The organism is candidate division WOR-3 bacterium (genome assembly GCA_039801245.1).
Classification (GTDB): domain Bacteria; phylum Hydrothermota; class Tepidihabitantia; order Tepidihabitantales; family Tepidihabitantaceae; genus JAOABP01.
In genome coordinates, this window is record JBDRUF010000003.1 from 18,091 (window position 1) to 44,279 (window position 26,189).

The 26,189-nt window shown below is 51.3% G+C and carries 29 protein-coding genes; 22 read left to right on the plus strand and 7 right to left on the minus strand.

Annotated features, from left to right (window positions below):
- The first annotated feature begins 77 nt into the window (after positions 1 to 77).
- The 5 genes from ABIK47_00820 to ABIK47_00840 are packed head-to-tail and all read left to right on the plus strand — an operon-like array spanning position 78 to position 4,845.
- Positions 78 to 1,196: a glycosyltransferase family 4 protein gene (locus ABIK47_00820; protein MEO0019169.1), complete on the plus strand. Its 1,119-nt coding sequence runs from the start codon at positions 78 to 80 to the stop codon at positions 1,194 to 1,196.
- Complete coding sequence (locus ABIK47_00825; protein ID MEO0019170.1) at positions 1,196 to 2,191, plus strand: ABC transporter ATP-binding protein; 996 nt, start codon at positions 1,196 to 1,198, stop codon at positions 2,189 to 2,191. The genes ABIK47_00820 and ABIK47_00825 overlap by 1 nt, the downstream gene beginning before the upstream one ends.
- Complete coding sequence (locus ABIK47_00830) at positions 2,160 to 3,029, plus strand: ABC transporter permease (GenBank protein MEO0019171.1); 870 nt, start codon at positions 2,160 to 2,162, stop codon at positions 3,027 to 3,029. The genes ABIK47_00825 and ABIK47_00830 overlap by 32 nt, the downstream gene beginning before the upstream one ends.
- A 1-nt stretch (position 3,030) precedes the next feature.
- Positions 3,031 to 3,885 carry an ABC transporter permease gene (locus ABIK47_00835; GenBank protein MEO0019172.1) on the plus strand — a complete coding sequence of 285 codons (855 nt, stop codon included), beginning with the start codon at positions 3,031 to 3,033 and terminating at the stop codon, positions 3,883 to 3,885.
- Positions 3,886 to 3,900: 15 nt separating this feature from the next.
- On the plus strand, positions 3,901 to 4,845 hold the full coding sequence (locus tag ABIK47_00840) for a 4-hydroxythreonine-4-phosphate dehydrogenase PdxA (GenBank protein ID MEO0019173.1): 945 nt from the start codon (positions 3,901 to 3,903) through the stop codon (positions 4,843 to 4,845).
- Between the two features lie 251 nt (positions 4,846 to 5,096).
- Here ABIK47_00840 and ABIK47_00845 read toward each other — a convergent pair whose 3' ends face one another.
- Together ABIK47_00845 and ABIK47_00850 are read right to left on the minus strand one after the other, a co-directional pair.
- Positions 5,097 to 6,332, minus strand: coding sequence for a tetratricopeptide repeat protein (locus ABIK47_00845; GenBank protein ID MEO0019174.1), 1,236 nt, complete (start codon positions 6,330 to 6,332; stop codon positions 5,097 to 5,099).
- Positions 6,333 to 6,381: 49 nt separating this feature from the next.
- Complete coding sequence (locus ABIK47_00850) at positions 6,382 to 6,837, minus strand: hypothetical protein (protein MEO0019175.1); 456 nt, start codon at positions 6,835 to 6,837, stop codon at positions 6,382 to 6,384.
- A 273-nt stretch (positions 6,838 to 7,110) separates the two neighbouring features.
- Between ABIK47_00850 and ABIK47_00855 the strand changes: the two genes are divergently transcribed.
- From ABIK47_00855 to ABIK47_00905, 11 genes are all read left to right on the plus strand, one after another.
- Entirely contained in the window at positions 7,111 to 7,557 is a 447-nt protein-coding gene (locus tag ABIK47_00855; GenBank protein MEO0019176.1) for a PEGA domain-containing protein, read from the plus strand.
- Between the two features lie 2 nt (positions 7,558 to 7,559).
- The gene (amrS, locus tag ABIK47_00860; GenBank protein MEO0019177.1) at positions 7,560 to 8,642 is read left to right on the plus strand and encodes an AmmeMemoRadiSam system radical SAM enzyme; all 1,083 of its coding nucleotides are present in this window, start codon (positions 7,560 to 7,562) and stop codon (positions 8,640 to 8,642) included.
- Positions 8,600 to 9,670, plus strand: coding sequence for a DUF362 domain-containing protein (locus ABIK47_00865; protein MEO0019178.1), 1,071 nt, complete (start codon positions 8,600 to 8,602; stop codon positions 9,668 to 9,670). The genes amrS and ABIK47_00865 overlap by 43 nt, the downstream gene beginning before the upstream one ends.
- Positions 9,671 to 9,695: 25 nt before the next feature.
- Positions 9,696 to 10,403, plus strand: coding sequence for a segregation/condensation protein A (locus tag ABIK47_00870; GenBank protein MEO0019179.1), 708 nt, complete (start codon positions 9,696 to 9,698; stop codon positions 10,401 to 10,403).
- A gap of 29 nt (positions 10,404 to 10,432) precedes the next feature.
- Positions 10,433 to 10,777, plus strand: coding sequence for an MTH938/NDUFAF3 family protein (locus ABIK47_00875; GenBank protein ID MEO0019180.1), 345 nt, complete (start codon positions 10,433 to 10,435; stop codon positions 10,775 to 10,777).
- 7 nt (positions 10,778 to 10,784) lie between these two features.
- Entirely contained in the window at positions 10,785 to 11,270 is a 486-nt protein-coding gene (locus tag ABIK47_00880) for a DUF488 domain-containing protein (protein MEO0019181.1), read from the plus strand.
- Complete coding sequence (nadA, locus tag ABIK47_00885; protein MEO0019182.1) at positions 11,267 to 12,175, plus strand: quinolinate synthase NadA; 909 nt, start codon at positions 11,267 to 11,269, stop codon at positions 12,173 to 12,175. Before ABIK47_00880 ends, nadA begins: the two co-directional genes overlap by 4 nt.
- Before the next feature lie 35 nt (positions 12,176 to 12,210).
- Positions 12,211 to 12,717: a hypothetical protein gene (locus ABIK47_00890; GenBank protein ID MEO0019183.1), complete on the plus strand. Its 507-nt coding sequence runs from the start codon at positions 12,211 to 12,213 to the stop codon at positions 12,715 to 12,717.
- Positions 12,707 to 13,321 carry a hypothetical protein gene (locus ABIK47_00895; protein ID MEO0019184.1) on the plus strand — a complete coding sequence of 205 codons (615 nt, stop codon included), beginning with the start codon at positions 12,707 to 12,709 and terminating at the stop codon, positions 13,319 to 13,321. Before ABIK47_00890 ends, ABIK47_00895 begins: the two co-directional genes overlap by 11 nt.
- The gene (locus ABIK47_00900; GenBank protein MEO0019185.1) at positions 13,318 to 14,082 is read left to right on the plus strand and encodes a methyltransferase domain-containing protein; all 765 of its coding nucleotides are present in this window, start codon (positions 13,318 to 13,320) and stop codon (positions 14,080 to 14,082) included. The genes ABIK47_00895 and ABIK47_00900 overlap by 4 nt, the downstream gene beginning before the upstream one ends.
- Positions 14,083 to 14,300: 218 nt before the next feature.
- Entirely contained in the window at positions 14,301 to 16,979 is a 2,679-nt protein-coding gene (locus ABIK47_00905) for a S8 family serine peptidase (protein ID MEO0019186.1), read from the plus strand.
- Positions 16,980 to 17,028: 49 nt separating this feature from the next.
- On the opposite strand, the gene ABIK47_00910 is transcribed toward ABIK47_00905, so the two are convergent.
- The 4 genes from ABIK47_00910 to ABIK47_00925 are packed head-to-tail and all read right to left on the minus strand — an operon-like array spanning position 17,029 to position 19,924.
- A complete protein-coding gene (locus ABIK47_00910) occupies positions 17,029 to 17,757 on the minus strand; it encodes a metallophosphoesterase family protein (protein MEO0019187.1) in 729 nt (242 codons plus the stop codon).
- Positions 17,754 to 18,185 carry a transcription antitermination factor NusB gene (gene nusB, locus ABIK47_00915; GenBank protein MEO0019188.1) on the minus strand — a complete coding sequence of 144 codons (432 nt, stop codon included), beginning with the start codon at positions 18,183 to 18,185 and terminating at the stop codon, positions 17,754 to 17,756. Before nusB ends, ABIK47_00910 begins: the two co-directional genes overlap by 4 nt.
- Before the next feature lie 17 nt (positions 18,186 to 18,202).
- Positions 18,203 to 18,667, minus strand: coding sequence for a 6,7-dimethyl-8-ribityllumazine synthase (ribH, locus tag ABIK47_00920; protein ID MEO0019189.1), 465 nt, complete (start codon positions 18,665 to 18,667; stop codon positions 18,203 to 18,205).
- On the minus strand, positions 18,668 to 19,924 hold the full coding sequence (locus ABIK47_00925) for a bifunctional 3,4-dihydroxy-2-butanone-4-phosphate synthase/GTP cyclohydrolase II (protein MEO0019190.1): 1,257 nt from the start codon (positions 19,922 to 19,924) through the stop codon (positions 18,668 to 18,670).
- A 120-nt stretch (positions 19,925 to 20,044) separates the two neighbouring features.
- Here ABIK47_00925 and ABIK47_00930 point away from each other — a divergent pair, with 120 nt between their 5' ends.
- The 6 genes from ABIK47_00930 to ABIK47_00955 all read left to right on the plus strand — a co-directional run bounded on the left by ABIK47_00930 (position 20,045) and on the right by ABIK47_00955 (position 25,356).
- Positions 20,045 to 21,547: a FlgD immunoglobulin-like domain containing protein gene (locus tag ABIK47_00930; GenBank protein ID MEO0019191.1), complete on the plus strand. Its 1,503-nt coding sequence runs from the start codon at positions 20,045 to 20,047 to the stop codon at positions 21,545 to 21,547.
- Positions 21,548 to 21,630: 83 nt separating this feature from the next.
- A complete protein-coding gene (locus tag ABIK47_00935) occupies positions 21,631 to 22,389 on the plus strand; it encodes a YebC/PmpR family DNA-binding transcriptional regulator (GenBank protein MEO0019192.1) in 759 nt (252 codons plus the stop codon).
- A complete protein-coding gene (gene ruvC, locus ABIK47_00940; protein ID MEO0019193.1) occupies positions 22,389 to 22,871 on the plus strand; it encodes a crossover junction endodeoxyribonuclease RuvC in 483 nt (160 codons plus the stop codon). The genes ABIK47_00935 and ruvC overlap by 1 nt, the downstream gene beginning before the upstream one ends.
- The gene (gene ruvA, locus ABIK47_00945) at positions 22,868 to 23,452 is read left to right on the plus strand and encodes a Holliday junction branch migration protein RuvA (protein MEO0019194.1); all 585 of its coding nucleotides are present in this window, start codon (positions 22,868 to 22,870) and stop codon (positions 23,450 to 23,452) included. Before ruvC ends, ruvA begins: the two co-directional genes overlap by 4 nt.
- Positions 23,453 to 23,458: 6 nt before the next feature.
- Positions 23,459 to 24,487, plus strand: coding sequence for a Holliday junction branch migration DNA helicase RuvB (gene ruvB / locus ABIK47_00950; protein MEO0019195.1), 1,029 nt, complete (start codon positions 23,459 to 23,461; stop codon positions 24,485 to 24,487).
- 224 nt (positions 24,488 to 24,711) lie between these two features.
- Positions 24,712 to 25,356, plus strand: coding sequence for a 3D domain-containing protein (locus ABIK47_00955; GenBank protein ID MEO0019196.1), 645 nt, complete (start codon positions 24,712 to 24,714; stop codon positions 25,354 to 25,356).
- On the opposite strand, the gene ABIK47_00960 is transcribed toward ABIK47_00955, so the two are convergent.
- Complete coding sequence (locus tag ABIK47_00960) at positions 25,306 to 26,148, minus strand: polysaccharide deacetylase family protein (GenBank protein ID MEO0019197.1); 843 nt, start codon at positions 26,146 to 26,148, stop codon at positions 25,306 to 25,308. The two genes, ABIK47_00955 and ABIK47_00960, sit on opposite strands and share 51 nt — an antisense overlap.
- Positions 26,149 to 26,189: the final 41 nt, after the last annotated feature.

Consider the following 26,189-nt stretch of genomic DNA (forward strand, 5'->3'; position numbering starts at 1 on the left):
AAGTTAGGGCAGGAGTCAATGTCTTGGTTATGGCGTTCGCTTGACCGTTGGCATTTAAGAATTTAAGATAAGCATCAATGCGGATTTTAGTTGTGAATTGGCGCTGCATTAAGAACCCGCTCGCAGGTGGGGCAGAGATTTATTTGCAGGAAATCTGCCGGCGGCTGGTGCAACGCGGGCATGAGATAACCCTTGTTGCCGAGCGGTTTGCCGGTTCAGCGTTAGAGGAGGAGATTGATGGGGTCAGGGTGAAGAGGATGGGGGGAAAATGGACATTTAACTGGACGGTCTACAGGCAGATTGGCAAACTGGTAAGAGAGGGTGATTTTGACATTGTGATTGATGACCTTAACAAGATTCCTTTCTATTCCCCCTGGTTTACGGATAAACCGGTTTTGGTGCTTTTAATGCACCTTTTCCGAAGGAGTATTTTTCGGGAAGCGATAGCGCCTTTTGCCCTTTATGTTTATTTGACCGAAAGCCTTATTCCCCTTGCATACAAGAAATGCTTGTTTGCGGTGCTTTCTGAGAGTTCAAAAAGGGATGTTGTGCGTTTGGGTATTCCTCCAGAACAAATAACAGTTGTTCCGCCGGGGACAGATTTTGAGCGTTATCAGCCTGACCCACGAGTGAAAAAAGAGCCGGTTGTGCTCCATGTGGGGAGACTGAAGAAATATAAATCAACCGAGCAGCTGTTATATGCGGCACGCCTCTTGAAGGAGAGGGGTAGGGTATTCCAGGTGGTGGTGGTGGGGACTGGGGATGACCTGCCCCGGCTTGAGCGGATTGTAGAGAAGTTGGGGTTAAAGGAAACCGTTCGTTTTACTGGCTTTGTGTCAGAGGAGGAGAAGATTCAATGGTACCGGCGCAGTGCGCTCTTGGTGGAGAGTTCAATCAAGGAGGGGTGGGGGTTGATTGTGATTGAGGCAAATGCCTGTGGTACGCCAGTGGTTGTTGCCCGTTCACCGGGATTGGTTGATTCCTCGCGCGATGGGGTAAACGGCTTTTTCTATGATTATGGTGATATCCCCCAGCTGGCAGAAAAGATTGATTTGCTACTAAGAGATGGGGCACTGCGCACTCGGCTGGGTGAGCAGGCGGTTTCTTGGGCAAGGCAGTGGACCTGGGATGGTGCCACTGATAAAATAGAAGTCTTGATCAAGGAGACGGTAGAGAGGCATAAATGGGCGCACTGATGCCAGCGATTGATTGTCAGGGTGTTGTCAAGGATTTCCGGCGGGGGCGGGGTCTGAAAAGGCGGGTTGTGCGGGCGCTGGATCGCGCTACCCTCACTCTCAAGCAGGGTGAGTTGTTCGGGCTTTTAGGCCCGAACGGCGCGGGCAAGACCACATTGGTGCGGTGTATTGCAACACTATTAATACCGGATGCGGGGACAATACGGATTTTTGGGCATGACGCATTTAAGGAGTCGCTCTTCTGCCGGCAGTGTATTGGGCTTTTGACATCCGGAGAGCGGACCCTTTACTGGAAACTATCTGCACGGGATAATCTGCGTTTCTTTGCCGCACTTTATGGTTTGACGGGTAAAGAAAGGGACAGACGGATTGAGTATCTGTTGGAGCTGTTGGGTCTGAAGGATGTCGCCAACGAACGGTTGGAGCGCTACTCATCAGGGATGAAGCAGAAGGTGAGTCTGGCACGGGCGATGTTACATAACCCACAGATTCTTTTGCTGGATGAACCCACCCTTGGTCTTGACCCGCAGTTCGGCAGGTTTATCCGTCGGTTCATCAAGGAGGAGTTGAACCAAAAGCAGGGGAAGACGATTCTTCTGACCACTCATTATATGGACGAGGCGGACGAGCTGTGCGACCGGATTGCTTTTATCAACAGGGGCAGAATTGTGGATATTAAGACACCGGAGCAGTACAAGAGGGACATACCCCATACCGAGGTGCTGGAGGTGCGCTGTTTGGGACAGCCGGACATTAGTAGTTTGAAAAGCCTTGACGGGATTGAGCGGGTTCAGGCAGAGTTCAATGATGGTATTACCACCCTGCGGATTGTTGCCCCGCGGGCAGAACGGGTTTTGAGTGAGGTGATTGAGTCGGTCCGGTCCCAGGCGCGGATTTTGGGGATTGATGTCAAGGAGCCAACCCTGGAGGATGTTTTTATCTATATGACCGGGACATCATTAGGTGAGGATACGGCAAATAGCGAAGGTAAGTGATATGGCACGCCGGCAGCTAGGTGTTGAGCTACAGGTTGTTGGTGCAGAGTTTGTCAAGACTATGCGCATCTGGTTTTCCTATCCGATTATGATTGTCTTCTGGGCAATATTCCCCCTTCTCTGGGTTCTGCCCTATGTGTTTCAGGGTAAGGCGCTGGTTGGCGGGGCATCAAGTGAGGCGTTCCGGCAACTCACCGGCTCGGGCAACTATCTGGCGTTTGTGCTGATTGGTGCGATGATATCAACCTTTGTCTTCTCTGCACTCTGGGGCGTGGGCAACTCTTTGCGCGAGGAAACCTACTGGGGTACAATGGAATATATTATCGCCTCGCCAACCCATCCCTTGGTAATTCTCATCGGCAAGACACTGGCAGAATGGGCATGGTCAAGCGTGATGGTAGTTTTTCAGGCGCTCATCATCGCCTTGTTTTTCGGGGTTCAGTTTACGCTCGCAAAGATTCTGCCGGTTCTCCTCCTGGTGGTGCTTTTGATGATTGGGTTTTACGGGTTTGCGATTGCCTTTGCCGGGTTTACCCTGTTAATCAAGGAGGTGCACGGCTGGGTTCATACCCTGGAGTGGATATTCTTTCTCTTTTCACCAATCCGCTACCCGGTGCAGGTGAATCCAATCACCGCTTTCGTCTCGACCCTGATTCCCTTGACCTGGGCACTGGTGGCAATTAGAGGGATAATTCTCTTAAATAAAACCGAGGTCAATCTCTATCAGACTGTTCTTATCCTCTTGGTGATGGATGCGGTGCTTTTGGTTGCCGGTTATTTCCTTTTTGTCTATCTTGAGAAAAAGACCAGGCGGGATGGCACCGTCGGGATGCACTGAGATGGCAAGGGTAGAAAATCTCATCAAGAGGGTCAGGCATTATGCAGCTGCGGTCTGGGCAGAGAATATCAAAGAGTGGAAATTGGAGCTGACCTATAAGGCGGATTTTGCCCGGGGTTTGATCGACCCGGTCGTCTATCTTCTACCATATCTGCTTTACGGTGTTGCTCTTGTAGGGGGCAGGGAGTCAGAAAACCTTGCTCGGCTGGTGGGCACGACCGATATCGTTACCTTTATTACCCTCGGCTATCTGTTTATCGGGTTTCTCAATATGGCGCTCTGGGCGATGGGCTTCAGTCTGCGCAAGGAGCAGTTTTATGGCACGCTGGAATCGGTTTTTGCCGCACCCGTTCCCCGCTGGGTTTTTACGATGGGGATGTCACTGCATTCAATTCTCCATCAACTCCTGATGATTGCGGTGCAGATTGTTTTTATACTTTTGGTTTTCAGCCTTAAGGTCAATCCACTTGGTATCTTGCCCACCCTGCTTGTCATTGGATTGATGCTAATAGCCCTTTACGGCATCGGCATGTTTATGGCATCCTTTACCCTGATTTTCAAGCAGGGCTGGCTGGTGAGCGAGGCGTTGTCAAGCATAATGATGATTCTGACGCCGATTGCCTATCCCTTGGCGGTGCTGCCGGCGTTTATGCAGAAGCTGGCACTTTTTGTGCCTACCACCTATGGCATCTTGACCGCACGCCACTTTCTGATGGGGGAGAGGATTGATTTTACCCTCAGGGATGCCTTTGTTCGGCTCGGACTTTTGTCGTTCTTGTGGGTGGGCTTCGGGCTCGTGGTTTTTATGCTCATTGACCGGTGGACAAGGCGTTCAGGCACCCTTAGCCATTATTAAAATAAAATGGGTGGAGTGAGCCAGCCGCCTTCAGCTAAAAGCCATCAGCCCCCACTTGGCATCACGATTGGTGACCCGGCAGGAGTAGGGCCAGAGATTACCTTAAAGGCGCTGGCGCAGCTGAAATGGAGAAATGTGGTGTTGATCGGTTCAAAGGCTGTTTTGGAAAGAGAGGCAAAAAGGCTTGATTTGGATTTCAATCTGGAGATGGTGATTGACACCGGACCATTGGGCAGGTTTGATTATGGACGGGTGCAGAAAAGATGCGGTGAGTCGGCTCTTGCAGCTTTGGAAGTTGGATTGAAGATGTTAAAGAAGGACGAGATTTCAGGACTGGTAACCGCACCGGTTTCTAAGGAGGCGCTGCGGCTTGTCGGTTTCAAACATCCGGGTCAGACCGAGTTTCTTGCCTGGGGTCTAAATGTCAAGCGATATGCGATGCTTGCCTGGACACCTGATTTCAAGGTTGTGTTTGTGACAATCCATCTGCCCCTGGCGCTGGTGCCGGCACAGATTACCACCAAAAGGGTGCTCGAGAAGATTTTTCTCCTGGATGATTTTCTGAATCTTGAAGGTAAGCCCGCACCGAAAATCGGTGTTTTTGCCCTTAACCCGCATGCAGAGGAGTTCAGCCTTGGCGAAGAGAAGCGCATCGCCTTAGCGATAAAAAGGGCAAGAAAAAAGGGGATAGATGCCCAGGGTCCTTTTCCCGCAGACTCAATTTTTGCCCGGCTCAAGGAGTTTGACGGGTTCGTGGCGATGTATCATGACCAGGCGATGATTCCGGCAAAAGTTCTCGGTAGGGGTAGGGGGGTAAATGTTACCTTAGGGTTGGGCAAGGTTCGCACCTCACCATTGCATGGTGTTGCCTTTGACATCGCGGGCAAAGGTATTGCGGACGCCACCTCAATGAAATCGGCAATCATCCTTGCACAAAAACTCACCCGCCGGGCTGGTTAAGCCGCAAAAAACAAAAGATAAGTCACCTATATTTAAATACTTATGAAATAATAAAGTGAGGCGAAGTCGGCCAGGGCTGGTTTCAGGCGAGGCTGTTTTGGTGGGATCGGAATGCGAGGGCATTCCATTGGGCTTTTGAGGAGGTTGAGATGCCGTTCCGTCGCCTGAAACAACCGGCTCCGCCTCACCAAATTGTCTAAGACAATATTAACAAATTTTTAAAACCCTGTCAAATATTTCTTAACAGGGTCTTATTCAATCTCATCGTCATTCCCGGCGAACCTTTGCTGATACCGCTGCCAGGCTTCATCACGGGCAAGTTCCATCTCCCGGGCTGCAGCCTGCGCCTCATCAATCCTGCCCAAAAAGAGCAGGGCATCGGCAAGGATGCCGTAAGCCTCCTGGTCGTAGCGGTTGAGGTTGATTGCCTGTTGCGCCGCGGCAATCGCATTTGGAAAGTCGCGGGTGTGATAATAAAGCCGGGCGAGGTCGGTCCAGAGGGAGGGGATATCCGGCAGGTAATCGAGCGCCCTTTTTAAATTGGCAATTGCCTCCTCAATTTTACCGGTCTTTTGGTATGCCTGGCTGAGGCGGACAAGGAGCTCGGGGTCATTGGGATTGTCATTAACCATTTTCTTGAGGAGAGGGATTGCCTCATTATATAGTCCAAAGGACTCATAACACTGGCTGAGGGTTTCCTCATATTTGCCAAAGCGCTGTTTGATGGTTTCGTAGATGTCAAGCGCCTCGTCAAAGCGGTTGAGCCTTTTGTAGCAGTCCATCAGGTAGAAATATGCCAAGGGTTCGTCCGGTTCCTCAAGAAGCGCCTGAGCAAACTCCTGGGCGGCTTCGGCAATCAGACCTTCGGCATAGAGGTCCCTGCCAAGATGCTGGTGGGGGTTTTCCACATTCGGGTCAAGCCTTTTGGCGTACTGGTATTCGGCAAAGGCGTTGAGAAATTCACCGCTCAGGGCCAAACTGGTGCCCAGCCAGATGCGGGCGCGGATGTTGTCAGGGGAGAGTTCCAGGACCCGGCGGTAGACCTCAACACATTTCTCCTCGCTGCCCATATATTCATAAAGGATGCCCAGTCCTAAATTGAGGTCGATGTCTTCAGGGAGGGAGCGGAGCGCACTCTGAAAGAGGTGTTCGGCGCGCTGGTAATTGGCATAATAGAGGGCGCGCACCGCCTCGCAGCCGATGGAATAGGGGTGGCGGGGTTTTTTTCTTTTCACCCGGGAGCACACCTCTTCAAGGGTCTCCTCATCGTTGAGGAGGGAGGCGCAGAGGGCGGTGAGGTAGGAGAGGCGGAGGTTGTCGGGGTTGGTGTCAAGGAGTTCAAGAAAGAGTTCGAGCGCGGTTTCGTCGTCATCGCGGTAAAAGGCGTTGAGTGCCTCCTGCAATAGATTGCTTACGGGCGCGGTGTTTTTGTCCGCCTCGTTTTGTGGTCTTGCCTTACCTTTGCCAGGAATGAACGGATTGCGCATAAACTAATTTTAGCCAAAACCTAAGGGATGGCAACAGGTGAATGGGTTGTTATTTACCCCAGACCGGTTTGCCGAGGCTGTCGTAAACAACAAGTTGGAGCCCATCAGATGTAAGGGTGAGAAAGGCGGTGCCTTTGGTTTTATCGTCATAAAGGGAAAGGGCGAATCGGTCCTTAGTGATTGTGAGGCTGCCTTTGGGCGCCCTTTCATCTTCACCGAGCGGGATGTTGAGGCTCTCGGGTTTGAATGCCAGTCCGATATGGGCGCTGTCAATCTCAATGGTGGCGCGGAGGTTGTCCTTTTCGTCATAGAAGTTGACGGTGAGACCGTCATTTGTGATGGTGAAGGTGCCTTTGAGTTTGACCGAATCTGGTGGGTTATCAAGAGCGGTTGTACCCCTGTTTTCTTTCGCACCAACGGTGGCACAGGATGAAATCAAGGCGCAAATTAAAACCGTGAAGGTGATAACCATCAGAAAGCGGGCGCAAGTGGTTTTTGTTATCATCGCTGCCTCCATTTTTGTTTATCTAAATAATAGGAGAGGGTTTGATTTTGTCAAGTAGTGGCTGTAATTAATAAGTTCTTGCCGTTCAAGGTGTTATGAATTCAGGGCTGGTTTGGTTTTTAATAGGGGCTGGTCCCCTCCACCATCCCGGTGGTGGGTATGGCTTTACCTTTTGGTATTTTAGGAAGGTTGATATAAGAGAGATAGGTGCAAGGGGGAGTCTGTTTTCGGTTTATTTTTTGACTTGGTTTAGATTTTGGGTTAATCTTTTTTATGATGGGTGTATTAACAACGCTTGGTATAACGATTTTAGGGATGGTGGCAAACCCGGGTTTTTTGACGGTGAGGTCAAGACCTGCCGGTTTTGCGGTTTATGTTGAGGGCGAGAGTATCGGGACAACACCGATTGAAAGGTATCAGTTTGCGCCGGGGAGGTACTGGGTGACGGTTGTCTCCAATGACAGTCTGGAGGTGCTTTATAAAAGGTTGCGCTACGCCGGGGTTGGGGCAAAACTTGCCGCGCTCTGGAGCCTTGCCCGGATAGATGCCGCCAGCACCCAGGTTGACCTTTTGCCCGGGTTTGAGACCAAGGTTGAGATTGATAAAAAGGTGATGGACAAAAGCGCCTGTCGGGCAAAGTGGATTTTCGGCGGGACTGTTGGTGGTATCTTCGGGCTGGGTGTGATAATCGGTGTGGTCGCGGGTCTTATTGCCAATTGAGGATGCTGAGGCTTTTCGGATTTAGCGGGCTTTTGCTTTTAATGCTTGTCACTACCGGGCAGAAACAGAAGGAAAAACTGCAGGAGGCGCGCTGGTATCAGAAACTTGACAACAAGAGGGTGCAGTGCCAGCTGTGTCCAAGGCGGTGCGTGATTTTGCCTGGGAAAAGGGGGTTCTGCCGGGTGCGGGAGAACAGGGACGGCAAACTATATTCCCTGGTTTATGGCAGGCCCTGTTCAATGAACCGTGAGCCGATTGAGAAGGCGCCGTTTTTTCATTTTCTGCCCGGTTCCCAGCGTTTGACTCTGGCAACCGTTGGCTGTAATCAGCGCTGCAAGTACTGCCAGAACTGGGAGATTTCGCAGGCAAGCCCAGAGGAGGTGCCGAGTGAGGAGTTTTCACCTGAGGAGGTTGTCGGTCTTGCCGAAAGGCTGAAACTGCCGATAATCTGCTTCACCTATACCGAGCCGGTGGTTTTTTATGAGTATATGATTGACATCGCCCGTTTGGCAAGAACAAAGGGGATTAAGACTGCGGTTGTTTCTGGTGGCTATGTGAACCCTGAGCCTTTAAAGGCGCTGTGTGCAGTTGTGGATGCGATTAAGATTGACCTGAAGGGGTTTACACCGGAGTTTTATCAAAATGTGTGCGGTTCGAGTTTGGAGCCGGTGCTTTTGGCATGCAGGACGGTTGCCCAGAGCGGGTGCCATTTGGAACTGGTCAATCTGGTTGTACCGGGTTATAACGACGATACCACCACAATTAAAAGGATGTGTGTCTGGATTAAGGAGAACCTTGGCGATACGATTCCTCTGCATTTCACCAGGTTTCATCCTGATTACCGGCTGCAGAACAGCCCGCCAACGCCAATTGCCACGCTTGAGCGGGCGGTGGCAATTGCGCGCCGGGTCGGGCTCAAGTTTGTCTATATTGGCAATGTGTTTGGGCACAGGGATGAAAGCACCTATTGCCCCAATTGCGGCAGGGTAATGATTAAACGCCAGGGGTTCTCGGTTCTGGAAAATAACCTTGTTGATGGCAGATGCAAATTCTGCGGGGCAAAAGTGCCTGGGGTGTGGAGATGAGCCCGGCAATTGTCTGGTTTGTGCCGGTTTCAAGGATAAAAGAGGGGCTTGGTGTCATCTTAGAGGATTCCGGTTTTTTTCAGCGGACCAAACCGAAGAAGAAATTGGGGATTAAGGTCCATTTCGGTGAAGAGGGGAACAACAATCACCTTGACCCGGATTTTGTCCGCATTGCTGCACTCAGGGCGGTGAAGCACGACCTGCAGCCGGTGGTGATTGAAACCACCTCGCTTTACCGGGGAAGAAGGCAAAGGGCAAGCGAGCATCTCAAACTGGCAAAGGAGCACGGGTTTACCATTGAGCGGACCCTGGTGCCGATTGAGATTCTTGATGGCGAGTTCGGAGAAAGGTATTACACCGTAGAAGTTCAATCACCGCAAGTGTCCAGGGCTTTTCTTGCCCAGGGCTTGCGCTTCATCCGCTATCTCATCAACCTTACCCATTTCAAAGGGCACTTTGTTTGCGGATTCGGCGGGGCGATCAAAAACCTGGCGATGGGGCTGGCGGCAAAGGCGGGAAAACTAGCAATGCACTCCTCATCCAAGCCTTATGTTGAGGAGAGCAAGTGTGCCAGTTGCGGCACCTGTGTTGACTACTGTCCGCATGATGCGATTGACTTCTTTCAGTATGTTGCCCGCATCGGTAAAGCCTGCACCGGTTGCGGCTCCTGTGTAGCGGTCTGTCCTTATGGGGCAATCAGGCTGAAGTGGGACGAGGCATCAGAATCGGTGCAGAAAAAGATGGCAGATTACTGCCTCGCAGTCCTTACAAACCGGCAGGCGATTCATTTTAACTTTGCTATTAACATTACACCTAACTGCGACTGCAACACCAAAACCGAAAGACCGATAATGCCGGATATCGGGCTTTTCGCCTCCTTTGACCCGGTTGCCTGCGACCAGGCGGTTCTTGACCGCACCCAAGAAAAGCTCAAGGAGCTCTATCCAAATCTCAACCCCGAGATTGTTTTGGAAAGGGGCGAGGAGATTGGGCTGGGCACGAGGAGATACGAACTGAAAGGCTTATAGTGCCCCAAACCAAGGACTAAGAACTATGAACCACGAACTATCTATCAGGCTTGACCTTTTTGAGGGTCCGGTAGAACTCTTGCTCTATCTTGTGCGCAAGAACGAACTTGATGTCCTTGATGTTCCTATCGCCCGGCTGACCGACGACTACCTCGCCTATCTCAGAGCGGGCGAACCCTTAAACCTTGATGGTGCCCTGGATTTTATGGTGATGGCAGCGGTCCTGATGCGGCTTAAGGTTCGTGCCCTTTTGCCGCACCAGGAGGATGAGGATTTGTCAACCCCACAGATTTCCCTTGAGCAGATTCTTGACTCCTATCGCCAGTTTCAAGAGGCGGCACGCCTCTTGGGTAAAAAGGAGGCGGACCAGCGGTTGCGCTTTCCCCGCAAAGGGATTCAGCCGCCAGCGCAACTGGCAGAGGGTGAGGATTTAGCCCTTTTGACCCAGGCTTTCAGCCGCATTCTGGCGCGGCTGAAAACAGAACCGGTTGTAACCATCACCCCGCAGGCGGTTAAGATTGAGGACAAGATTGAGCGGCTGCGGTTTTTGCTAAAGGAAAAGGGGGTGGTGGATTTTGAGGTAGCGGTTAGCGGTGCGACCCTCACTGAGCTGATTGTTACCTTTCTTGCGCTCCTGGAACTGGTGCGGCTGGGTGAGGTCAAGGTTGAGCAAAGTGAAGAGTTCGGACCGATAAGGCTTATTAGGCGCGGTGAGCAAATTGCATCGGCTTGACAAGGGCAGAGGGCTGTTTAACATCAGTTATGACAATTAAGGCGACCGGTTTTGGCTGGATTGAGACCGACAGGGCGAGGTTTGATTATGACATTGTCATCTATCCGGATGGACGGGTTGAAAGCCGGTTTCCCAATCGGTTTGGTGACAGCCACACCATCACCCTGAAAGAGGTACAAAGGGTGCTTGCCAACACCAAAGCAAGCCTGGTGATGGGCACCGGGCAGGCGGGGGTCGCCGAGCTTGCCAAAGAGGCAAAGGATTTTCTCAAGGCAAACGGCATTGAGTTTAAAATCGCGCCCACACCTGAGGCGATTTTAATCTACAATCAACTTTCAGAGCCGAAGGCCGCGATATTCCATATAACCTGCTAAGACAAAAGTGAGAATTTATACCTTAGGCATCGGGCAAAGACCAGGCTATGAGTTCACCCGGCTTTTAGCAAAGTTCGGGATACAGGTCCTTTTTGACATCCGGGCAAAACCGCCGGCAGCGCCGATCAACCCTTCTTCACCTTATGAAAAAGAGAAGACCGATTACAGCCGGGCGGCGTTAGAAGGGTTGTGTTCTGCAAACAGAATCAACTATGTTTACTTGGGCAACGAACTGGCACCACCAGAGCGCAACAACATTAAAACCTGGCTGGAAAGAGAGGGTGTGAAGCGCGGCCTGAAAATCATTGCGAGCAAAGTCCCAATCAGGGTATGCTGCCTTGTCTGCTCCTGTTATCTGCCAGAACATTGCCACCGGCTTATCATTGCCGATGCGCTTGCGAAGCAGGGAATAGAGGTTGTTCATATCCTTGAGGAGAATCGGTTCTGGTTACCACGAGACAACAGGCAGCGAAAGGATAGCCGCAGGCGATGAAGAATACCGCTGGGCTTATTAGAGAGATCTTGGAATTAAAACAGCGGCGCCGAGCGATTATCCTTGCCCACAACTATCAAAAACCGGAGATTTATGAGGTAGCTGATTTTATTGGCGACTCACTTGAACTTGCGCGCAAGGCGCAAAATGTCAAAGCCGAACTTATTGTCTTCTGCGGGGTAAAGTTTATGGCGGAGACCGCCAAGATTTTAAACCCAGAGACAATGGTTATGCTTGCTCAACCCGAGGCAGGCTGTCCGATGGCAGATATGATTACCCCTGATGCCCTGCGCCAAAAAAAGGCGGAGTTGGGTGATGTCTTTGTTGTTGCCTATGTCAATACCACGGCGGCGGTAAAGGCAGAGGCGGATATCTGCTGCACCTCTGCCAATGCGGTCAAGGTTGTTGCCTCTTTGCCAAAGGATAAAAAGATTTTATTTGTCCCGGACAAAAACCTTGCCCGCTGGGTTGAGTATGAGACCGGGATTAAGATAATTCCCTGGGAGGGGTTCTGCTATGTCCACGCCTTTTTTACGCTTGAGGATGTCGAGCGGGCAAGGAGGGAGTATCCTGAGGCGCTGATTGTCTGCCACCCAGAATGTTCACTTGAGGTGATTAAAGCGAGTGACAGGGTTGCCTCAACCAGCGGCATGGTGAGACTTGCCCGGGAGTATGATGAACTGGTATTGGGCACCGAGATTGGGATGTGTAACCGTATCCTGCGGGAATACCCGGACAGGAGGTGCCATCCGCTGCGGCGCAACGCCATCTGCAGGAACATGAAGTTGACCGGTCTTGAAGATGTGCGGCTGGCACTCTTGGGTAAGGTGGCGGAGATTTCAATCCCCGAGGAGGTGTCAACAAAGGCGAGGCAGGCGTTGGAGCGGATGCTCGCCATTTCTTGACAATTACCCGAAACGAGCGTAATGTTTTTATAGTGGTGAATTTATTGATTGTCTCTTTTTTGCTTTTCAACGGTTTTGACCTTGGCGGCAGGGTAGGTATCGCCTTTCCCACAGGTGGTATCAATAGGACAACGCGCTCAAGCACAGTTATTGGCGCTCAGGCTGGTTATGGTTTTGGTCGGCACCGAACGGAACTGGGCTATTCCTTTTTCAGTTTTCCCAGCAAGGGGACAACCCCTTATGAGCTGATAATCCAGGAGATAGCCCTCGCTTATAACTACGAGGTTTTTTCGCGACCGGTTTGGGGGATAAATTTAAATACCGGTCCGGGGTTTGGTTTTATAAGAAGGGCATTCGGCAGCTCAAAGGAAACGGGGCGTGCACCCAACTGGCACTTGGGGATATTCTTTGTCCAGCATGAGGGGAAAAGCCGGGTAGGTGCGGGTTTGGACAATATCATCTATCTTGAGGGGATTACTGCAAAAAGGTTGGCAATAACATATTTCCCAGTAATCAGGGCGGAGGTCGCCTATGCGTTTTAAGCCGATTTTGATAACAGTGCTTATTTTCCTTGGCTGCTCAGATATGCTCCTTTACCGTTCCGGTGCCAATTACTTTCCTTTGCCGCAAGGTGCAACCTGGAAGTATCTTTTTGAGAATGACACGATTTATGTTCAGGTTGACACCTCGCCAGCGGTGATTGCTAATAGAAATTGCATCCGCGTGTATCGCAATTTTGCTCCGGAATATTACACTGTCAGCCCGACCGAGATTGAGAAGTTGATAATTACTGAGATACCCAGACCAAATAAGCCGGATACGGTTGAGTTCAGGTTTGGCTTGCGTTATCGGCAGCCGTTGGTTCTTGGTGACAGTTTTCAGGACAGTTTTGACACGACCCTTTTCTGGGGGCAGGATTCGGTTAAATTTCTCCACAGTCTGAGGGTTAGGGTGAGTGCGATTGATTCGGTTCTGGTGCCGGCAGGGAAGTTTTATGACTGCTACCGGCTGGAGTTCTGTGAGATGGTGGTTAAACCGGAGACAACAATCACTCAGTGGATTGAGTTTCTGGCACCGGATGTGGGTGTTGTCAAGCGGGAATATCATTCTGGGGAAAAAGAGTGTCTGATTGAGTATCAACGGTGATTTTTATTCCTGATCGAGATTACATACCTGTCGCCCCTGCCTGGGAGCGAAAGCCGGATGACCCTGATATCTGGCGCCGGGTGACGGTAATGCCCTCGCTGGCGCTTAATAAGGCGGAGATGGAGTTTTTGGGTGCGGTGGCAGGGAAGAGGCTGGCGGTTTTGGGGAGCGGTGATGGTATTATTCCTCTGGCGCTTGCCGCGATGGGCGCAAAGGTTACGGTGATTGACCCGACAAACAGCGGCTTGGATGTGCTTTTGGTGCGGACCCAGATTGTTGGTGTTGAACTTGATTTCCGCCAGGCAGAGCTCACCGACCTTTCATCCTTGGGTGTGGACTGGTGCGAGGTTGCCTATGCGGGTCAGGTTGCGGGATTGATTGATGACTTGGGCAGGTTTTATCATGAGATTTATAAGATGCTTGTGCCTGGCGGCAGGCTGGTGATTAATGAGTACCACCCTTTTCGGCGCATATTTAAGGAGGAGCCGGGTCAGCCAAGGGTTGGTCGGTCCTATTTTGAGCGGCACCGTCTCCGTTCCCAGGAGGATGATGAGATGGATGTCACCTCTCCGGGCAGGGTTTCAAAAAGGTATGAATACTTTTGGACCGTGTCTGACCATTTTTACTTTCTTAGCCGGGCAGGATTCCAGGTAATAGGGATGGAGGAGGTTGGGGATGCGCGGCAGGTCTGGGAGATGCCCAATCTTACAGGGATGCCAGAACAGGTTGTCTTTGCCGCGCACAAGCCGGAGAGAAGTTGATTAAGTTTCATATATTCATAACTTAGCGATTACCGGGTTTACCGAGGGGGTCACTCCCCCAGTGGTTTTAAGGTGGGCGTCGGTTTTGGTGGTAAAATGGCAACCTTGGCAATGCCAAATTTTGCCTTGCTCAATATAGGGGCGGTTCATTGTTTGACAATAAAAGTGGATGTTCTATAATAATAAATTATAAACCGTTAAATAACAGGAGGCATTTGATGAAAGTGAAAATCTTAGCGGTAATCGCCCTGGTTACTGCCACCTTGTTTGCCTGGCCTGACCTGAAAAGACCGGTAGTAACGTCAAAGGATGGCGAGGAGTATATTGCCGGGCAGTTGATAATTGAACTGGCCCCGGAGTGCCGAGGCCGGGTCCAAATTTCCGAAAGGGATGGGATTGCCCTTTTTGGGATTGAGGCACTTGATGAGTTGCAGAGGAAGTGGCGGGTGGAGGAGATTGCACCCTTGTGGCGTAATCCGGTTGTTGACCCGGTTGCCAAGAAGTATGGGTGTGATTTGCAGTTTCTGATTCAGTTTAATGTTGAGCAGGACATTACACCGGTGGCAAGGGATTATGAGCGGCTGAAAGAGGTTGTCGTTGTCTGCCCGAATAGCGTGATGCGGTTGGATGAGGTGCCGAATGACCCGTCTTATAGCAGGCAGTGGCACTTTGTGAATTTAAATGCGCCCATCGCCTGGGGGATTGCCAAAGGGAAGACGAGCGTGATTAACTGTGTTCTTGATGATGGGGTGGATCTGTTTCATCCCGACATTGAGGCGAATCTCTGGATTAATGCCGCGGAGGACAGAAATGGGAATGGCAGGTTTGATACCCTTCCCTATCCTGATGGCGACATTGACGGTGTTGACCAGGATATGAACGGATATGCGGATGATGTTGTTGGCTGGGACTTTATTGGCGCGGACCCGGTGCCGATGTGTGAGGGTAGTGACGACCATGGGACGCATTGCTGGGGGGTTGTGAATGCGGTGACAAACAACGGTGAAGGTGTTGCCGGTACAACCTGGAACAGCCGCTCAATGGCTTTGCGCTGTGGTGGCGGCGGCTCGGTGAATGTGTATGCAGCGGCAGCGGCGATATACTATTTTGTGCCGATGCATGCTTGGGCAGTTTCAATGAGTTTTGGCTCTGGTAGCCCGAATCAGGTGATGGCTGATGCCTGCCTTTATGCGTATGAGTCGGGTTTAGTCCTTTTTGGTTCTGCGGGTAATGATGGGTTAAGGGCGGTCCGTTATCCCGCCTGTTATGAAGGTGTGGAGAATGTTGCCGCATCTGGTCCTACTGACCGCAAGACATCCTGGTCAAACTATGGACCCTGGGTTGATGTGACCGCACCGGGAGAGAACATCTATTCGACCGTGCCGCGCAGCCAGGGCTATTATCGTTCTATGGATGGGACATCAATGTCTGCGCCCCTTGCCGCTGGGGTTGCCTGTTGGATTAAATGCTTTGACACCACCGTTTCCAACGCCACCTGCCTGCAGATGTTGCATGATGCCTGCGACTCAATGCCTGATAGCCTTTATCTCGTGGGAGAGTTAGGTGCGGGCAGGGTTTCAATGGCAAATGTGGTTCTACCGTTATTCTACTGCAACCTGAAACTGACCGACTGGCGGTTCAACGATGGCGGTGGCAATGGCAGACCTGATCCAGGCGAGACGGTGTCATTGATTGTCACCTATACCAACAGCGCGGGCTGGCGCGATGCCACCAATGTCTCTGCCACCCTCGGCGTTTTGGGCACCGATGTGACAATCCTAAAAGGAAATGCCACCTTTCCCAATATTCCTGCCGGCTCAAGCGCAAACTGCGCCGCAGACTCCTTTGTGATTCAGATTGGTCCGGATGCGCCCCCGGAGAGGATACGGTTCTTTTTGACGGTTAGCGCCCAGCCTCAGGCTGCCTATCCTGACACCAATTTTCTTGTTCAGTCAGGCTCGCCCCGGGTCTTGGTTGTTGACGACGACGGTGGCCAGACATACGAGCGCTATTACACCAATGCCCTTGACTCGAACCGCATCCTCTATGACATCTACTCGGTGCAGACATCCGGTTCACCATCGGCCGAGACCCTGAGGCATTACCCGGTGGTTATCTGGTTTACCGGTGACACCCGCACCAATACCTTGACCCCAACCGACCAGGCAAACCTCACCTCCTATCTTGACAACGGCGGCAAACTGATTCTCTCTGGGCAGAATATTGCGTTTGAACTTCAGGGAAGTCAGTTCCTTGCTGACTATCTCCACTCTTCATTTGTCACCGACTCCACTGGCAAACCCTATCTCGTTGGCATCAGTGGTGACCCATTGACAAGGGGTGATACGATGGTTCTCGGCGGTGGCGGTGGCGCCAACAACGCCCGTTCCAGCGATGCTGTCCTTCCGTTAGGTGAAGCGGTAGCCTGTGCCCGTTTCAAAGATTACCCTGACCCCAATGCCACGCCGATGATTCGTTATTCTGGCAATTACAAACTGGTCTTCTTCTCGGTAGCTTTTGAGGCGATTGACCATTCCAGCCGTTATCTCCAGCGCTGGACATTAATCAGGCGCATTTTTGAATGGTTTGGCGAAAGGCTCCCCGGGGTAGAGGAAATGCCCCCGGTAACAGGGAGGCGACCTTATGCCTTGCATATCAGTCCGAATCCTTTCACGAAAGAGACAGGAGTTGGTTTTACTGCGCCAACAACAGGTTCGGTTGAACTACGGGTCTATGCACTCAACGGCAGGTTGCTGAAGACGATCAGGAGGGAGGTCAGGTTTGGTGAATATGTGCGGATTAAGGTTGATGCTGAGGATACGGCAAACGGTATCTACCTTTTCCAGTTGGTAACATCAGATGGTGTTTACGCCCAGAAGGCGGCGGTGCTGCGTTAGACATTGCTAAGTTTTATGCGGGGCGTGAAAAAGCGCCCCGTTTTTATTTTTATATTCCCAATTCAAGCCGCTCTATCAGCGGTCTTGGTAAGCCAAAAGTAAACATCTTCTTTTGGGTGGTAAGGATATCGTAAGGAATGCGGTGGAAAGAGGCCCGTTTTTCTTTCAGGTCGATAAGCGCGCAGCAGGCACGCGGGTCACCGTCTCTTGGCTGCCCAACACTCCCAATATTGATGAGATAGCGGGCATCTGGCTGGAGAGAAAATGCAGGGGTAGGTATTGTCCGTACCGGTCCAATCGGAGGCTTTTCTACTATTAGCGGCCGGTGGGTGTGACCCACAAGGCAAATTTCAAAAGGGCAGGCGCGAAGTTCGGAAAAAGCCTCTTCAATTGTGAAGATGTATTCCCAGTTTTGCGGGGCAGAGGGGGAGGCGTGGACAAGGTGAAGTGAGTTGAGATTCATCGTTAAAGGAAGGCTGGAGAGGAACAAGAGGTGCTCTGGTTTTAGTCTTTTTTGCGTCCACTTTAGGGCAGCCACGGCCAGATGATTAAAGTGGCTTATTGGAGTTTTACCTAGGGTACCCCAGTCGTGGTTGCCGGCAACAACCTTTGCCTGCGCCTGTTGTAAAAGTTCGATGCAGGCTTCAGGGTCGGGCCCATAACCGACGACATCACCTAAAGATATGACTTGGTCCACCCCCTCTTGGCGGAAGAAGTTGAGGACAGCGGTGAGTGCCTCAAGGTTGGCGTGGACATCGCTGATTGCGCCAAGCTTCATCGGGGCGAATCGGTCTTTACTGCCTTGTTTCTTCCCTTGAAGACGCCGTCAAGGACGCCATTGACAAATTTACCAGCCTTGTCATCACCGAACTTCTTTGCCAGTTCTACCGCCTCGTTAATCGCCACCTTCGGTGGAATGTCATCAAAGTAGAGGATCTCGGCACAGCCGATGCGGAGTATCGCCCGGTCAAGGTAGGTGAGTCTTTCAAGGCGCCACCGTTTGAGATGGCGGCGGAGCGTGGCGTCAATCTCAGCGAGGTTTTTTTCGACCGTATCAACAAGTCGGCGGAGATAGGTTTCAGCCTCTTCTGATGGATTTTTGCGGGCGCAGATTTCCTGGATGGTATCGGTGGGCTCATCGCCAACCAGGTCAAGCCGGTAAAGGACCTCAATCGCACTTTCCCGGGCGAGCCGGCGCTGGGTCATCGAGCGAGGTATTTTATTTAACCTTCATCCCAAGGGATGTTAGTAAGTTCGATGGCGGAAAGGGCAGCGTTCCAGCCTTTGTTGCCTTGTTTGGCACCTGCCCTTTCCAGTGCCTGCTCGAGGTTGTCAGCGGTGATGATGCCGAATGTTACAGGGACACCGGTTTTGAAGGCCACTTTGGCAAGCCCTTTCGCGACCTCGGCGGAAATGTATTCGGCATGGGGTGTATCACCCCGGATTACCGCACCAAGGCCAATCAAGGCGTCGTATTTTTTGGTGGTGGCAAGGCGTAGGGCAACGGGCGGGATTTCAAACGAACCCGGTACCCAGACAACCGTGACCTCACGGGCGTTATGGCGCTCAAGGCAGTCAAGCGCGCCCGCGAGAAGTTCCCGGCTGATGAGTTCGTTAAACCTTGAGACCACCAAGGCGAATGTTTTGCCGGTGGCATCTAACTTACCTTTCAATTCATATCTTTCCATTTACACTCCTTTCTCAATTGGACCCAAAAGATGCCCCAGGCGGTCCCTTTTGGTTATCAAATATTTCAGGTTTTTGCGATTGGGTTTGACCACAATCGGCACCCTTTCGACAATCTTAAGACCAAACCCAGCGAGTCCAACAACCTTGCACGGGTTGTTGGTCAAAAGCCGAATAGAGGAAAGACCAAGGTCAGAGAGTATCTGGGCACCAATGCCATAATCACGGAGGTCGGGTGGGAAGCCGAGTGCCAGATTGGCATCAACCGTATCAAGCCCTTTGTCTTGGAGGGCATAGGCACGAATTTTGTTCGTTATGCCGATGCCCCTTCCTTCTTGGCGCATATATACTAAGACACCCAAGCCCTCCTCGGCGATCATCTTCAGCGCCTGGGCAAGTTGCTCGCCGCAGTCGCAACGCAAGGAGTGAAGAACATCGCCGGTGAGACATTGGGAATGGACACGCACAAGGACCCTTTCCTTCCCCTTAACCTCTCCTTTAACCAGTGCAAGATGGGCATAACCTTCGACCTTGTCTTCGTACACAATCAGACGGAAATCACCAAACTTTGTCGGGAGGTTGGTCTCAATCAGGCGCTGAACGAGGATCTCTCGGTGGCGCCGGTAGTCAATTAAATCCTTGACGGTGATAATCTTGAGCCCAAACCTTTTTGCCAACCGCTTTAGTTGTGGCAGGCGCGCCATTTTGCCATCATCAGCCATAATTTCACATATGACACCCGCGGGTTGGAGACCGGCAAGGCGGGCGAGGTCAACAGCGGCTTCAGTATGTCCTGCACGTACCAATACCCCACCTGTACGGGCCATCAGCGGGAAAATGTGTCCGGGGCGGGCAAGGTCAGAAGGCTTGGTTTTCGGGTCAACCAAGGCTTTTATTGTGATTGCCCGGTCATGGGCAGAAATGCCGGTGGTTGTTCCCCTCACTGCGTCAACGGAAACGGTCCAGGCGGTACCATGGAGCGCAGTAGAGTTGGTGGTCTGGGCAACCAGTTCCAGTTCTGCACATCGCTCCGGGGTAAGGGCAACGCAGATTAAGCCGCGTGCATACTTTGCCATAAAGTTGACCTTTGCTGGGGTGATTTTTTCTGCAGCACACACAAGGTCACCTTCATTTTCCCTTTCCTCATCGTCGACCACAATCAGAAGCCTACCTTGCCGTATTTCCTTAAGCGCTTCAGAAACCGAGGCAAATCCGCTATTTAACTGTTGACAAGGGCGTTTTTCCTTAACTCGGGGCATAATTAATTAAAAGATACCCTATTAGGGTGGAAAGTCAAGTCTTAGGTTGTGACCGCAGAAGGAAATTCCGATTGCCATTTAGAAGTTTGACACTAAAAAGAAAGAGGGTATTATTAAAATATGTGTTTATTGAAAAAGAAAAGTCGGGAAGTTATTATTGTTCTCCTTATTTGTCTTTTTATGCCCGCTTGGGGCTTGATTAAAATCAATCAGGAGACTCTGCCTGCACCGGTTATTCATCCCCACTCATTTGAACTTCTTGCCAACAGCCGCTATTCGGTTCATGCTGGTTTTGAGGGCAGGTTACCGGTGCAGGTACTTGCCAATATCCTCTGGGCGATGAGCCATGTGCCCCACTTAGGGGGGTATCAGGAGTTATATGTTGCCACCGAAGAAAATGTCTATCTTTATCAGCCCGGGAGCCGAACATTGACCCTGCACCTTGCCGGTGACCATCGATACAACTCTGGGTCTGCATTTGAAGTCGGGGTGGCAACACCGAGGCATGAGGAGGCGGGTATGGCAGTTCAGGCGGGGCTTTTGGCAGCCATTGCATTCTGGGATGACACCGCTGAAGTTGTCTGCTGTCCGATGAAATGGGCGGCAGATTATGCCAACCGCAACTGGCACCCCAGACACGAAATAAAAATGGTGAATGTATTTGGCAGGGCGCCGGCACGCGGGCTGGATACAACCTTGGTGGCAATCTCCTCTGACTCCAGCCTCCCTCCACCATTTACTAATGGCACGGACACCTTTGAACTGATTTTGATGGATTTGACGCAGGACTCGGTTTTCTCGAACGCAAGGCTTTCGCTTGAGACCGTTTCCCAGCTCCTCTGGGCTGGTTACGGGGTCACACCGCATATCACCACCAATGGTCGCCAGGGGTTGGTTGTCCCTAGTGCGCTTGCTGGTTATTTCCTGACGAGCAAGATATATCTGGTGAGGGAGGAGGGGGTTGACCGGTATTATAACCGTCTTCCCGGGGACACAAACTTAAGAACCAAAGATCACCGACTCGAGCGGTTTGTCTGGGGTGACCGGCGCAATGATTTGCGGCTTGCCTGTGAAAGGGTTCCTTCGTCCGCTCCGGTGTATATTGTTGTTTGTGTCAATGACACCTCCTCTTATCGGACGATGCAGGAGGCGGGGTTTGTGGCCTTTAATCTTTTGATGCAGGCAAGGGCGCTCGGGCTTGGTGGGTATATTACCATGCCATTGACTCCCCAGGAGCGGAGTGCAATTAAGAATGCGCTCCTTTTGCCGACAAGCCACCATCCGGTTTTTGTTTTTTCCTGTGGGGAGCTGACGGCCGGGATAAAAGGGCAGGCAGTGCGCCCGGGGGTGGTGCAGATTGTTCGCGCCCAGCCAGCGGTACGAAAGGGTAATTTGAAGGTGGAGTATTTGTTGCGTCAACCCGCTCTTGTCCAGGCAGAGGTGTTTGACCTCTTGGGGAGACCGGTGAAGACCATTTTTGAGGAAAAGCAGGCGCCTGGCTACCATTCGTTTATATGGGATGGCACCAACGAACAGGGTCGGCCGGTGCGCCGGGGCAGTTATCTTATTACCATCTCGGCAGGTGGGAACTTTGCTCAGCACAAGGTGACCTGGGCAAGGTAATCCGCTTTCTGTTGACAATTCTTTTTCTCTGCTTAGAATCTATTAAAAGCAGGTGATGAAAAACTTGAATTCAGGAGGATTTTATGTCTGGACATTCGAAATGGGCAACGATTAAGCACAAAAAGAGTAAACTTGATGCTGCTCGCGGTCGGGCATTTTCCAAGTTGATACGGGAGATAACCACCGCTGCCCGGATCGGGGGTGGTGATATTGAGGCGAATCCACGGCTGCGCACCGCAGTAGAGGCGGCACGGGCGATAAATATGCCCGCGGAAAATATTGAGCGGGCGATCAAGCGTGGAACAGGTGAACTTCCTGGCGTCTTTTATGAAGAGGTCTTTTATGAAGGGTATGCACCGGGTGGGGTGGCGCTTTTAATTCGGGCTTTAACCGATAACAAGAACCGGACCACCGCGGAGATTCGCCATGTGTTTGACAAGTACGGTGGCTCAATGGGGGCTGCGGGCTGTGTTGCCTGGCAGTTCAAGCCCAAGGGGATAATTGTGATTGACCGGGCAAAGGCAGAGGAGGATACGGTCTTGGCAGCGGCGCTTGAGGCTGGTGCGGATGATGTTCAGAGCGACAAGAGCAACTTTACCGTGGTTACCCCGGTTGAGAGTTTTGAGGCGGTAAAGCAGCAGCTGAAAAATTTGGGGATTGAGTGGGAAAGGGCTGAGTTGACACAAATTGCCACCAATACCGTCCCGGTTTCTGAGGCGGATGCACCTAAGGTGTTGAAACTTATTGAGATGCTGGAGGAGTTGGAGGAGGTGCAGCAGGTCTATGCCAACTTTGATATCCCAGATGAGGTCTTAGAGAGGGTTGGTTCCGCGGGCGGATAGTGCGAAAAGGAGCACCGGGCAGGATATTAGGGGTTGACCCAGGGTTGAGCGCTACCGGTTTTGGCATTATTGATAAACAGGGCGGGGTTTTGACCCAGGGGGTGATAAAAACCGACCCATCTTGGGAGTTGCCGGTAAGGCTTTTTTATTTGGGTCAGGAGATTAATAAGATATTGAGAAGGTATCAGCCCGAATGCTGCGCAATCGAGAGCCTTTTTTTTAAAGGTGGCGGTGCGCGGAGTGTGATTCTTTCCGCAGAGTCCCGCGGGGTAATATTGGCGGCTTTAGCCAGGAATAAGATTCCGGTTTATGAAATTACCCCTGCCACGGTGAAACTGGCGGTCACCGGCTCAGGCAGGGCATCAAAGCGGCAGTTGAATTATATGATTAGAAAGATACTGAAATTTGATGACGGACTTTCCGAGCATGCCGCAGATGCCCTGGCTGTTGCCTACTGTCTGAGAAACCGGCTTAAGAGATGATCGCCATTTTGAGGGGAAGGGTTTTAACAAAGGAGCCGACAAGGGCGGTCCTTGATGTTAATGGCATCGGTTTTGAACTTAGGGTACCGCTTTCCACATCCAGCCGGTTGCCAGAGCCGGGTAATGAGGCAACGGTTCTCGTTGAGGTGGGGTTCACTAAGGCTGGTGTTGAGCTTTTCGGCTTTTTTGATAAGAAGGAGCAGGAGGTTTTCCGGCTAATAACCGCGGTAAAAGGGGTTGGTCCAAGGGCGGCTCTGAACCTACTTTCAAGGTTTGAGCCGGAGGAGGTGGTGGAAGCAATTAAAAACAAGGATGTGGGGTTTCTCCGCTCAGTTCCCGGTATTGGCGAGAAAAAGGCGGGCGAGATAATCAAGCGTTTTGAGGGCGAGAAAAAGGAGTTTGCCAGGAGAGCGGTAAAACTGCCCGAGAGGCTTTCCCGGCTCAAAACTGATGCGGTTAATGCACTTGTCTCCCTTGGTTTGAGCAGGAGGGAGGCGGAGGAAAGGCTGAACCGGCTGGAGCTTAAGGAGGAGATGAGCCTGCAGGAGGTTTTGAAAAGGGCGCTCAGGCAGGGAAAATAGTAGGTTATGAAGAAGTTGGTGGAAAGGGTGTCATCACCACAGCGGCTTAACGGCGAGGAGAGGTTTGATGAGACCTTAAGACCGAGGACATTAAAGGAGTTTATCGGGCAGAAAAAAATTAAGGAGAACCTGAGGATTTTTATTGAGGCGGCGCGGATGAGGCAGGAGCCGTTGGAGCATATCCTCCTTTCCGGACCACCAGGGTTGGGAAAGACAACCCTTGCCCATATCGTTGCCCAGGAGATGCAGACCGAGATTCGCTGTTCCTCAGGTCCGGTGTTGGAAAGGCCGGCTGACCTTGCCGGAATCCTGACCGGTCTTAACCCGGGCGATGTTTTTTTTATTGATGAGATTCACCGGACAAACAAGGCGGTTGAGGAGTTTCTATATCCGGCACTTGAGGAGTTTGCCATTGATGTGATGCTTGATCGGGGACCGGGTGCGCGTTCGGAAAGGATTGCCCTTTCAGCATTTACCCTTATTGGCGCAACAACCCGGACCGGTCTTTTAACAGCACCATTGAGGTCGAGGTTTGGAATTTCACTGAGGCTTGATTACTACCCGGCAGAGGAGCTTTATGAGATTGTCCTGCGCAGCGCGAGAATTCTTAAAATCGGTATCAATGATGAGGGTGCCTATGAGATTGCCAGGCGCTCAAGAGGGACACCAAGGATTGCCAATAGACTATTGCGCAGGGTAAGGGATTATGCCCAGGTTAAGGGTAATGATTTGATTGATAAGGAGATAGCGCAATATGCCCTTGCCCAACTTGATGTTGATTCACGGGGGCTGGATGAGATGGATAAGAGGATAATTTTGACCGTTATTGATAAGTTTGGTGGGGGGCCAGTGGGGATTAATTCCATTTCCGTTGCGGTTAGCGAGGACCCAGGAACAATTGAGGAGGTTTACGAGCCATTTTTAGTCCAAGAGGGGTTTATCCAGCGCACACCAAGGGGCAGGATAGCAACCCCGCTTGCTTATAGGCATTTTGGCAGAAAGCCTCCTTTCTCGGACCAGTCCGCTCTTTTTTGATTTAAGAAAAAGCCCAGTTTAAGGGTAGCATCAATTTAAAATTTTAAACGGGCAACATATCTATATCTTTCGCTGATACAAGAGTTATCCTAATTTCTCCGCCACGATAAGGGGGGTGACCCCCGGGGTGGATTGGAAGGGCAGGGTTTTGGCATATGTTAACCTATTGTTAAGGTTAAGGCAGATTTTCTTGACAGGTGGCTGATATAAGGATAATTATTGGTATGAGCAGATGGGCATTTTGCCTGGTTTTTCTGTTTGCGGGCTGTTTGGGACCTAATGTCCAGACCGCAATTGTGAGCCCAAGCCGGCAGTTGCCGCCGGCATGGCTATTTTCCGGGGCTGGAGAGGCGAAGGCGGTGCGCTCTGCCCGGTATCTGGGCAGGTTCAAGGTTACATTTTACTGGGTTGTTGAGGAAAAGGATTATCCTCAGACCAAGAGCACGCCCCTTTATGCTCAGGATGGGAAACTTATCGGCAGGTTTTCCTCATCATTTGTGAAGGATTTTAAGATTGAGTCTGCTGCCCGGTTAAGGGACGGCAGGTGTTTGAGTTATCTTAAGAAACAGAATCGTGCCCAGGTGGTGGAGCGGTTTTTGGGTCATGGTGGGTATACACTAATTGACCTGAAGTCAATTGCGGTGGACCCGATGGTAATTCCTTTAGGTTCAAAGGTTTACATTCCGCAGCTGGAGAATGTTACGGTTCAGGGCAAGGTTTTGAACGGTATTTTTTATGCCCATGATGTTGGAAGTGCGGTTAAGGGCAATCACATCGATATTTTTATCGGGGTTAAGGATAACATCCAGGCTTTTGCGTTAGCGGGGGTTAAGAGTTCTGGTAGCGTCGATGTGTATCTTTTGGAGTAATGATTCTGGCTCAAAAACGGGCAGGGTTTTGGTTCGCTCCTGAATCATCCTTTTGACAACATCCTCTCGCCATTCGTAATATAGGTCGGCAAGGGTCAGGGTCTTTATTTGGTTTGCCGCAAGCCATTCAATCAGGGCGGCAAAGTTTTCCAAAGACCACTCGGTAAAGACAGCGGGCTGGGGAACAATCCGGTGGAGGAGCAGAATTGAAACCGGGTTGTTTTTGATATGCTCCTTTACCGCCTCCAGGCTTGTTTCCTTGCGCAGTTCAAAGATGGGCAGCTGGTAAGGCTCAACCCAGAGGTTAATTTCACCCGTTTTAACCGCCCGACCGAGCCGATAGCCTGCTCTGCGCACCATTCTGATGACCCGGGGGTTACGGTCGCCATAAGGGTAAACGAAGGTGATAACCGGAACCCCAAAAACCGATTCAAGAAAAGTCCTGGAGCGGTAAATCTCGTGCCAGGCTTGGGCACTATCCAGGCGGGTAAGATAGGGGTGGGAAAGGCTGTGGCTGGCAATTTCAATCCCGGTTGAGTCAATCATCTCCTTTATCTGGTTGTAACTCAGAAATGTGTTGGGGTTGCCATAGCCAGTTTTGATGCCGGCAACATAGTCAACAATCAGAGCAATGGTGGCGGTCATTTTGTATTTCTTCAAAAGGGGATAGACATTGTCGTAGATGCACCGGTAGCCGTCATCAATGGAAAGGATAACACGGTGTTCAGAGCCAAGGGCTGATTCGGGTGCAGCCGAGAAAAGGTAGGTTAAGAGAAGGCAAATGCGCATCATTTATTTGACTACCTTAGACAATTGACAAGTTCACTATCTTT

Excerpts from the sequence above, each read along its gene's own strand:
- ABIK47_00820 (MEO0019169.1), top strand. The coding sequence starts at position 78 with ATGCGGATTTTAGTTGTGAATTGGCGCTGCATTAAGAACCCGCTCGCA.
- ABIK47_00825 (MEO0019170.1), top strand. The coding sequence starts at position 1,196 with ATGCCAGCGATTGATTGTCAGGGTGTTGTCAAGGATTTCCGGCGGGGG.
- ABIK47_00835 (MEO0019172.1), top strand. The coding sequence starts at position 3,031 with ATGGCAAGGGTAGAAAATCTCATCAAGAGGGTCAGGCATTATGCAGCT.
- ABIK47_00845 (MEO0019174.1), bottom strand. The coding sequence starts at position 6,332 with ATGCGCAATCCGTTCATTCCTGGCAAAGGTAAGGCAAGACCACAAAAC.
- ABIK47_00850 (MEO0019175.1), bottom strand. The coding sequence starts at position 6,837 with ATGATAACAAAAACCACTTGCGCCCGCTTTCTGATGGTTATCACCTTC.
- ABIK47_00855 (MEO0019176.1), top strand. The coding sequence starts at position 7,111 with ATGATGGGTGTATTAACAACGCTTGGTATAACGATTTTAGGGATGGTG.
- amrS (MEO0019177.1), top strand. The coding sequence starts at position 7,560 with ATGCTGAGGCTTTTCGGATTTAGCGGGCTTTTGCTTTTAATGCTTGTC.
- ABIK47_00865 (MEO0019178.1), top strand. The coding sequence starts at position 8,600 with ATGCAAATTCTGCGGGGCAAAAGTGCCTGGGGTGTGGAGATGAGCCCG.
- ABIK47_00870 (MEO0019179.1), top strand. The coding sequence starts at position 9,696 with ATGAACCACGAACTATCTATCAGGCTTGACCTTTTTGAGGGTCCGGTA.
- ABIK47_00875 (MEO0019180.1), top strand. The coding sequence starts at position 10,433 with ATGACAATTAAGGCGACCGGTTTTGGCTGGATTGAGACCGACAGGGCG.
- nadA (MEO0019182.1), top strand. The coding sequence starts at position 11,267 with ATGAAGAATACCGCTGGGCTTATTAGAGAGATCTTGGAATTAAAACAG.
- ABIK47_00895 (MEO0019184.1), top strand. The coding sequence starts at position 12,707 with ATGCGTTTTAAGCCGATTTTGATAACAGTGCTTATTTTCCTTGGCTGC.
- ABIK47_00905 (MEO0019186.1), top strand. The coding sequence starts at position 14,301 with ATGAAAGTGAAAATCTTAGCGGTAATCGCCCTGGTTACTGCCACCTTG.
- ABIK47_00910 (MEO0019187.1), bottom strand. The coding sequence starts at position 17,757 with ATGAAGCTTGGCGCAATCAGCGATGTCCACGCCAACCTTGAGGCACTC.
- nusB (MEO0019188.1), bottom strand. The coding sequence starts at position 18,185 with ATGACCCAGCGCCGGCTCGCCCGGGAAAGTGCGATTGAGGTCCTTTAC.
- ribH (MEO0019189.1), bottom strand. The coding sequence starts at position 18,667 with ATGGAAAGATATGAATTGAAAGGTAAGTTAGATGCCACCGGCAAAACA.
- ABIK47_00925 (MEO0019190.1), bottom strand. The coding sequence starts at position 19,924 with ATGCCCCGAGTTAAGGAAAAACGCCCTTGTCAACAGTTAAATAGCGGA.
- ABIK47_00930 (MEO0019191.1), top strand. The coding sequence starts at position 20,045 with ATGTGTTTATTGAAAAAGAAAAGTCGGGAAGTTATTATTGTTCTCCTT.
- ABIK47_00935 (MEO0019192.1), top strand. The coding sequence starts at position 21,631 with ATGTCTGGACATTCGAAATGGGCAACGATTAAGCACAAAAAGAGTAAA.
- ruvA (MEO0019194.1), top strand. The coding sequence starts at position 22,868 with ATGATCGCCATTTTGAGGGGAAGGGTTTTAACAAAGGAGCCGACAAGG.
- ruvB (MEO0019195.1), top strand. The coding sequence starts at position 23,459 with ATGAAGAAGTTGGTGGAAAGGGTGTCATCACCACAGCGGCTTAACGGC.
- ABIK47_00955 (MEO0019196.1), top strand. The coding sequence starts at position 24,712 with ATGAGCAGATGGGCATTTTGCCTGGTTTTTCTGTTTGCGGGCTGTTTG.
- ABIK47_00960 (MEO0019197.1), bottom strand. The coding sequence starts at position 26,148 with ATGATGCGCATTTGCCTTCTCTTAACCTACCTTTTCTCGGCTGCACCC.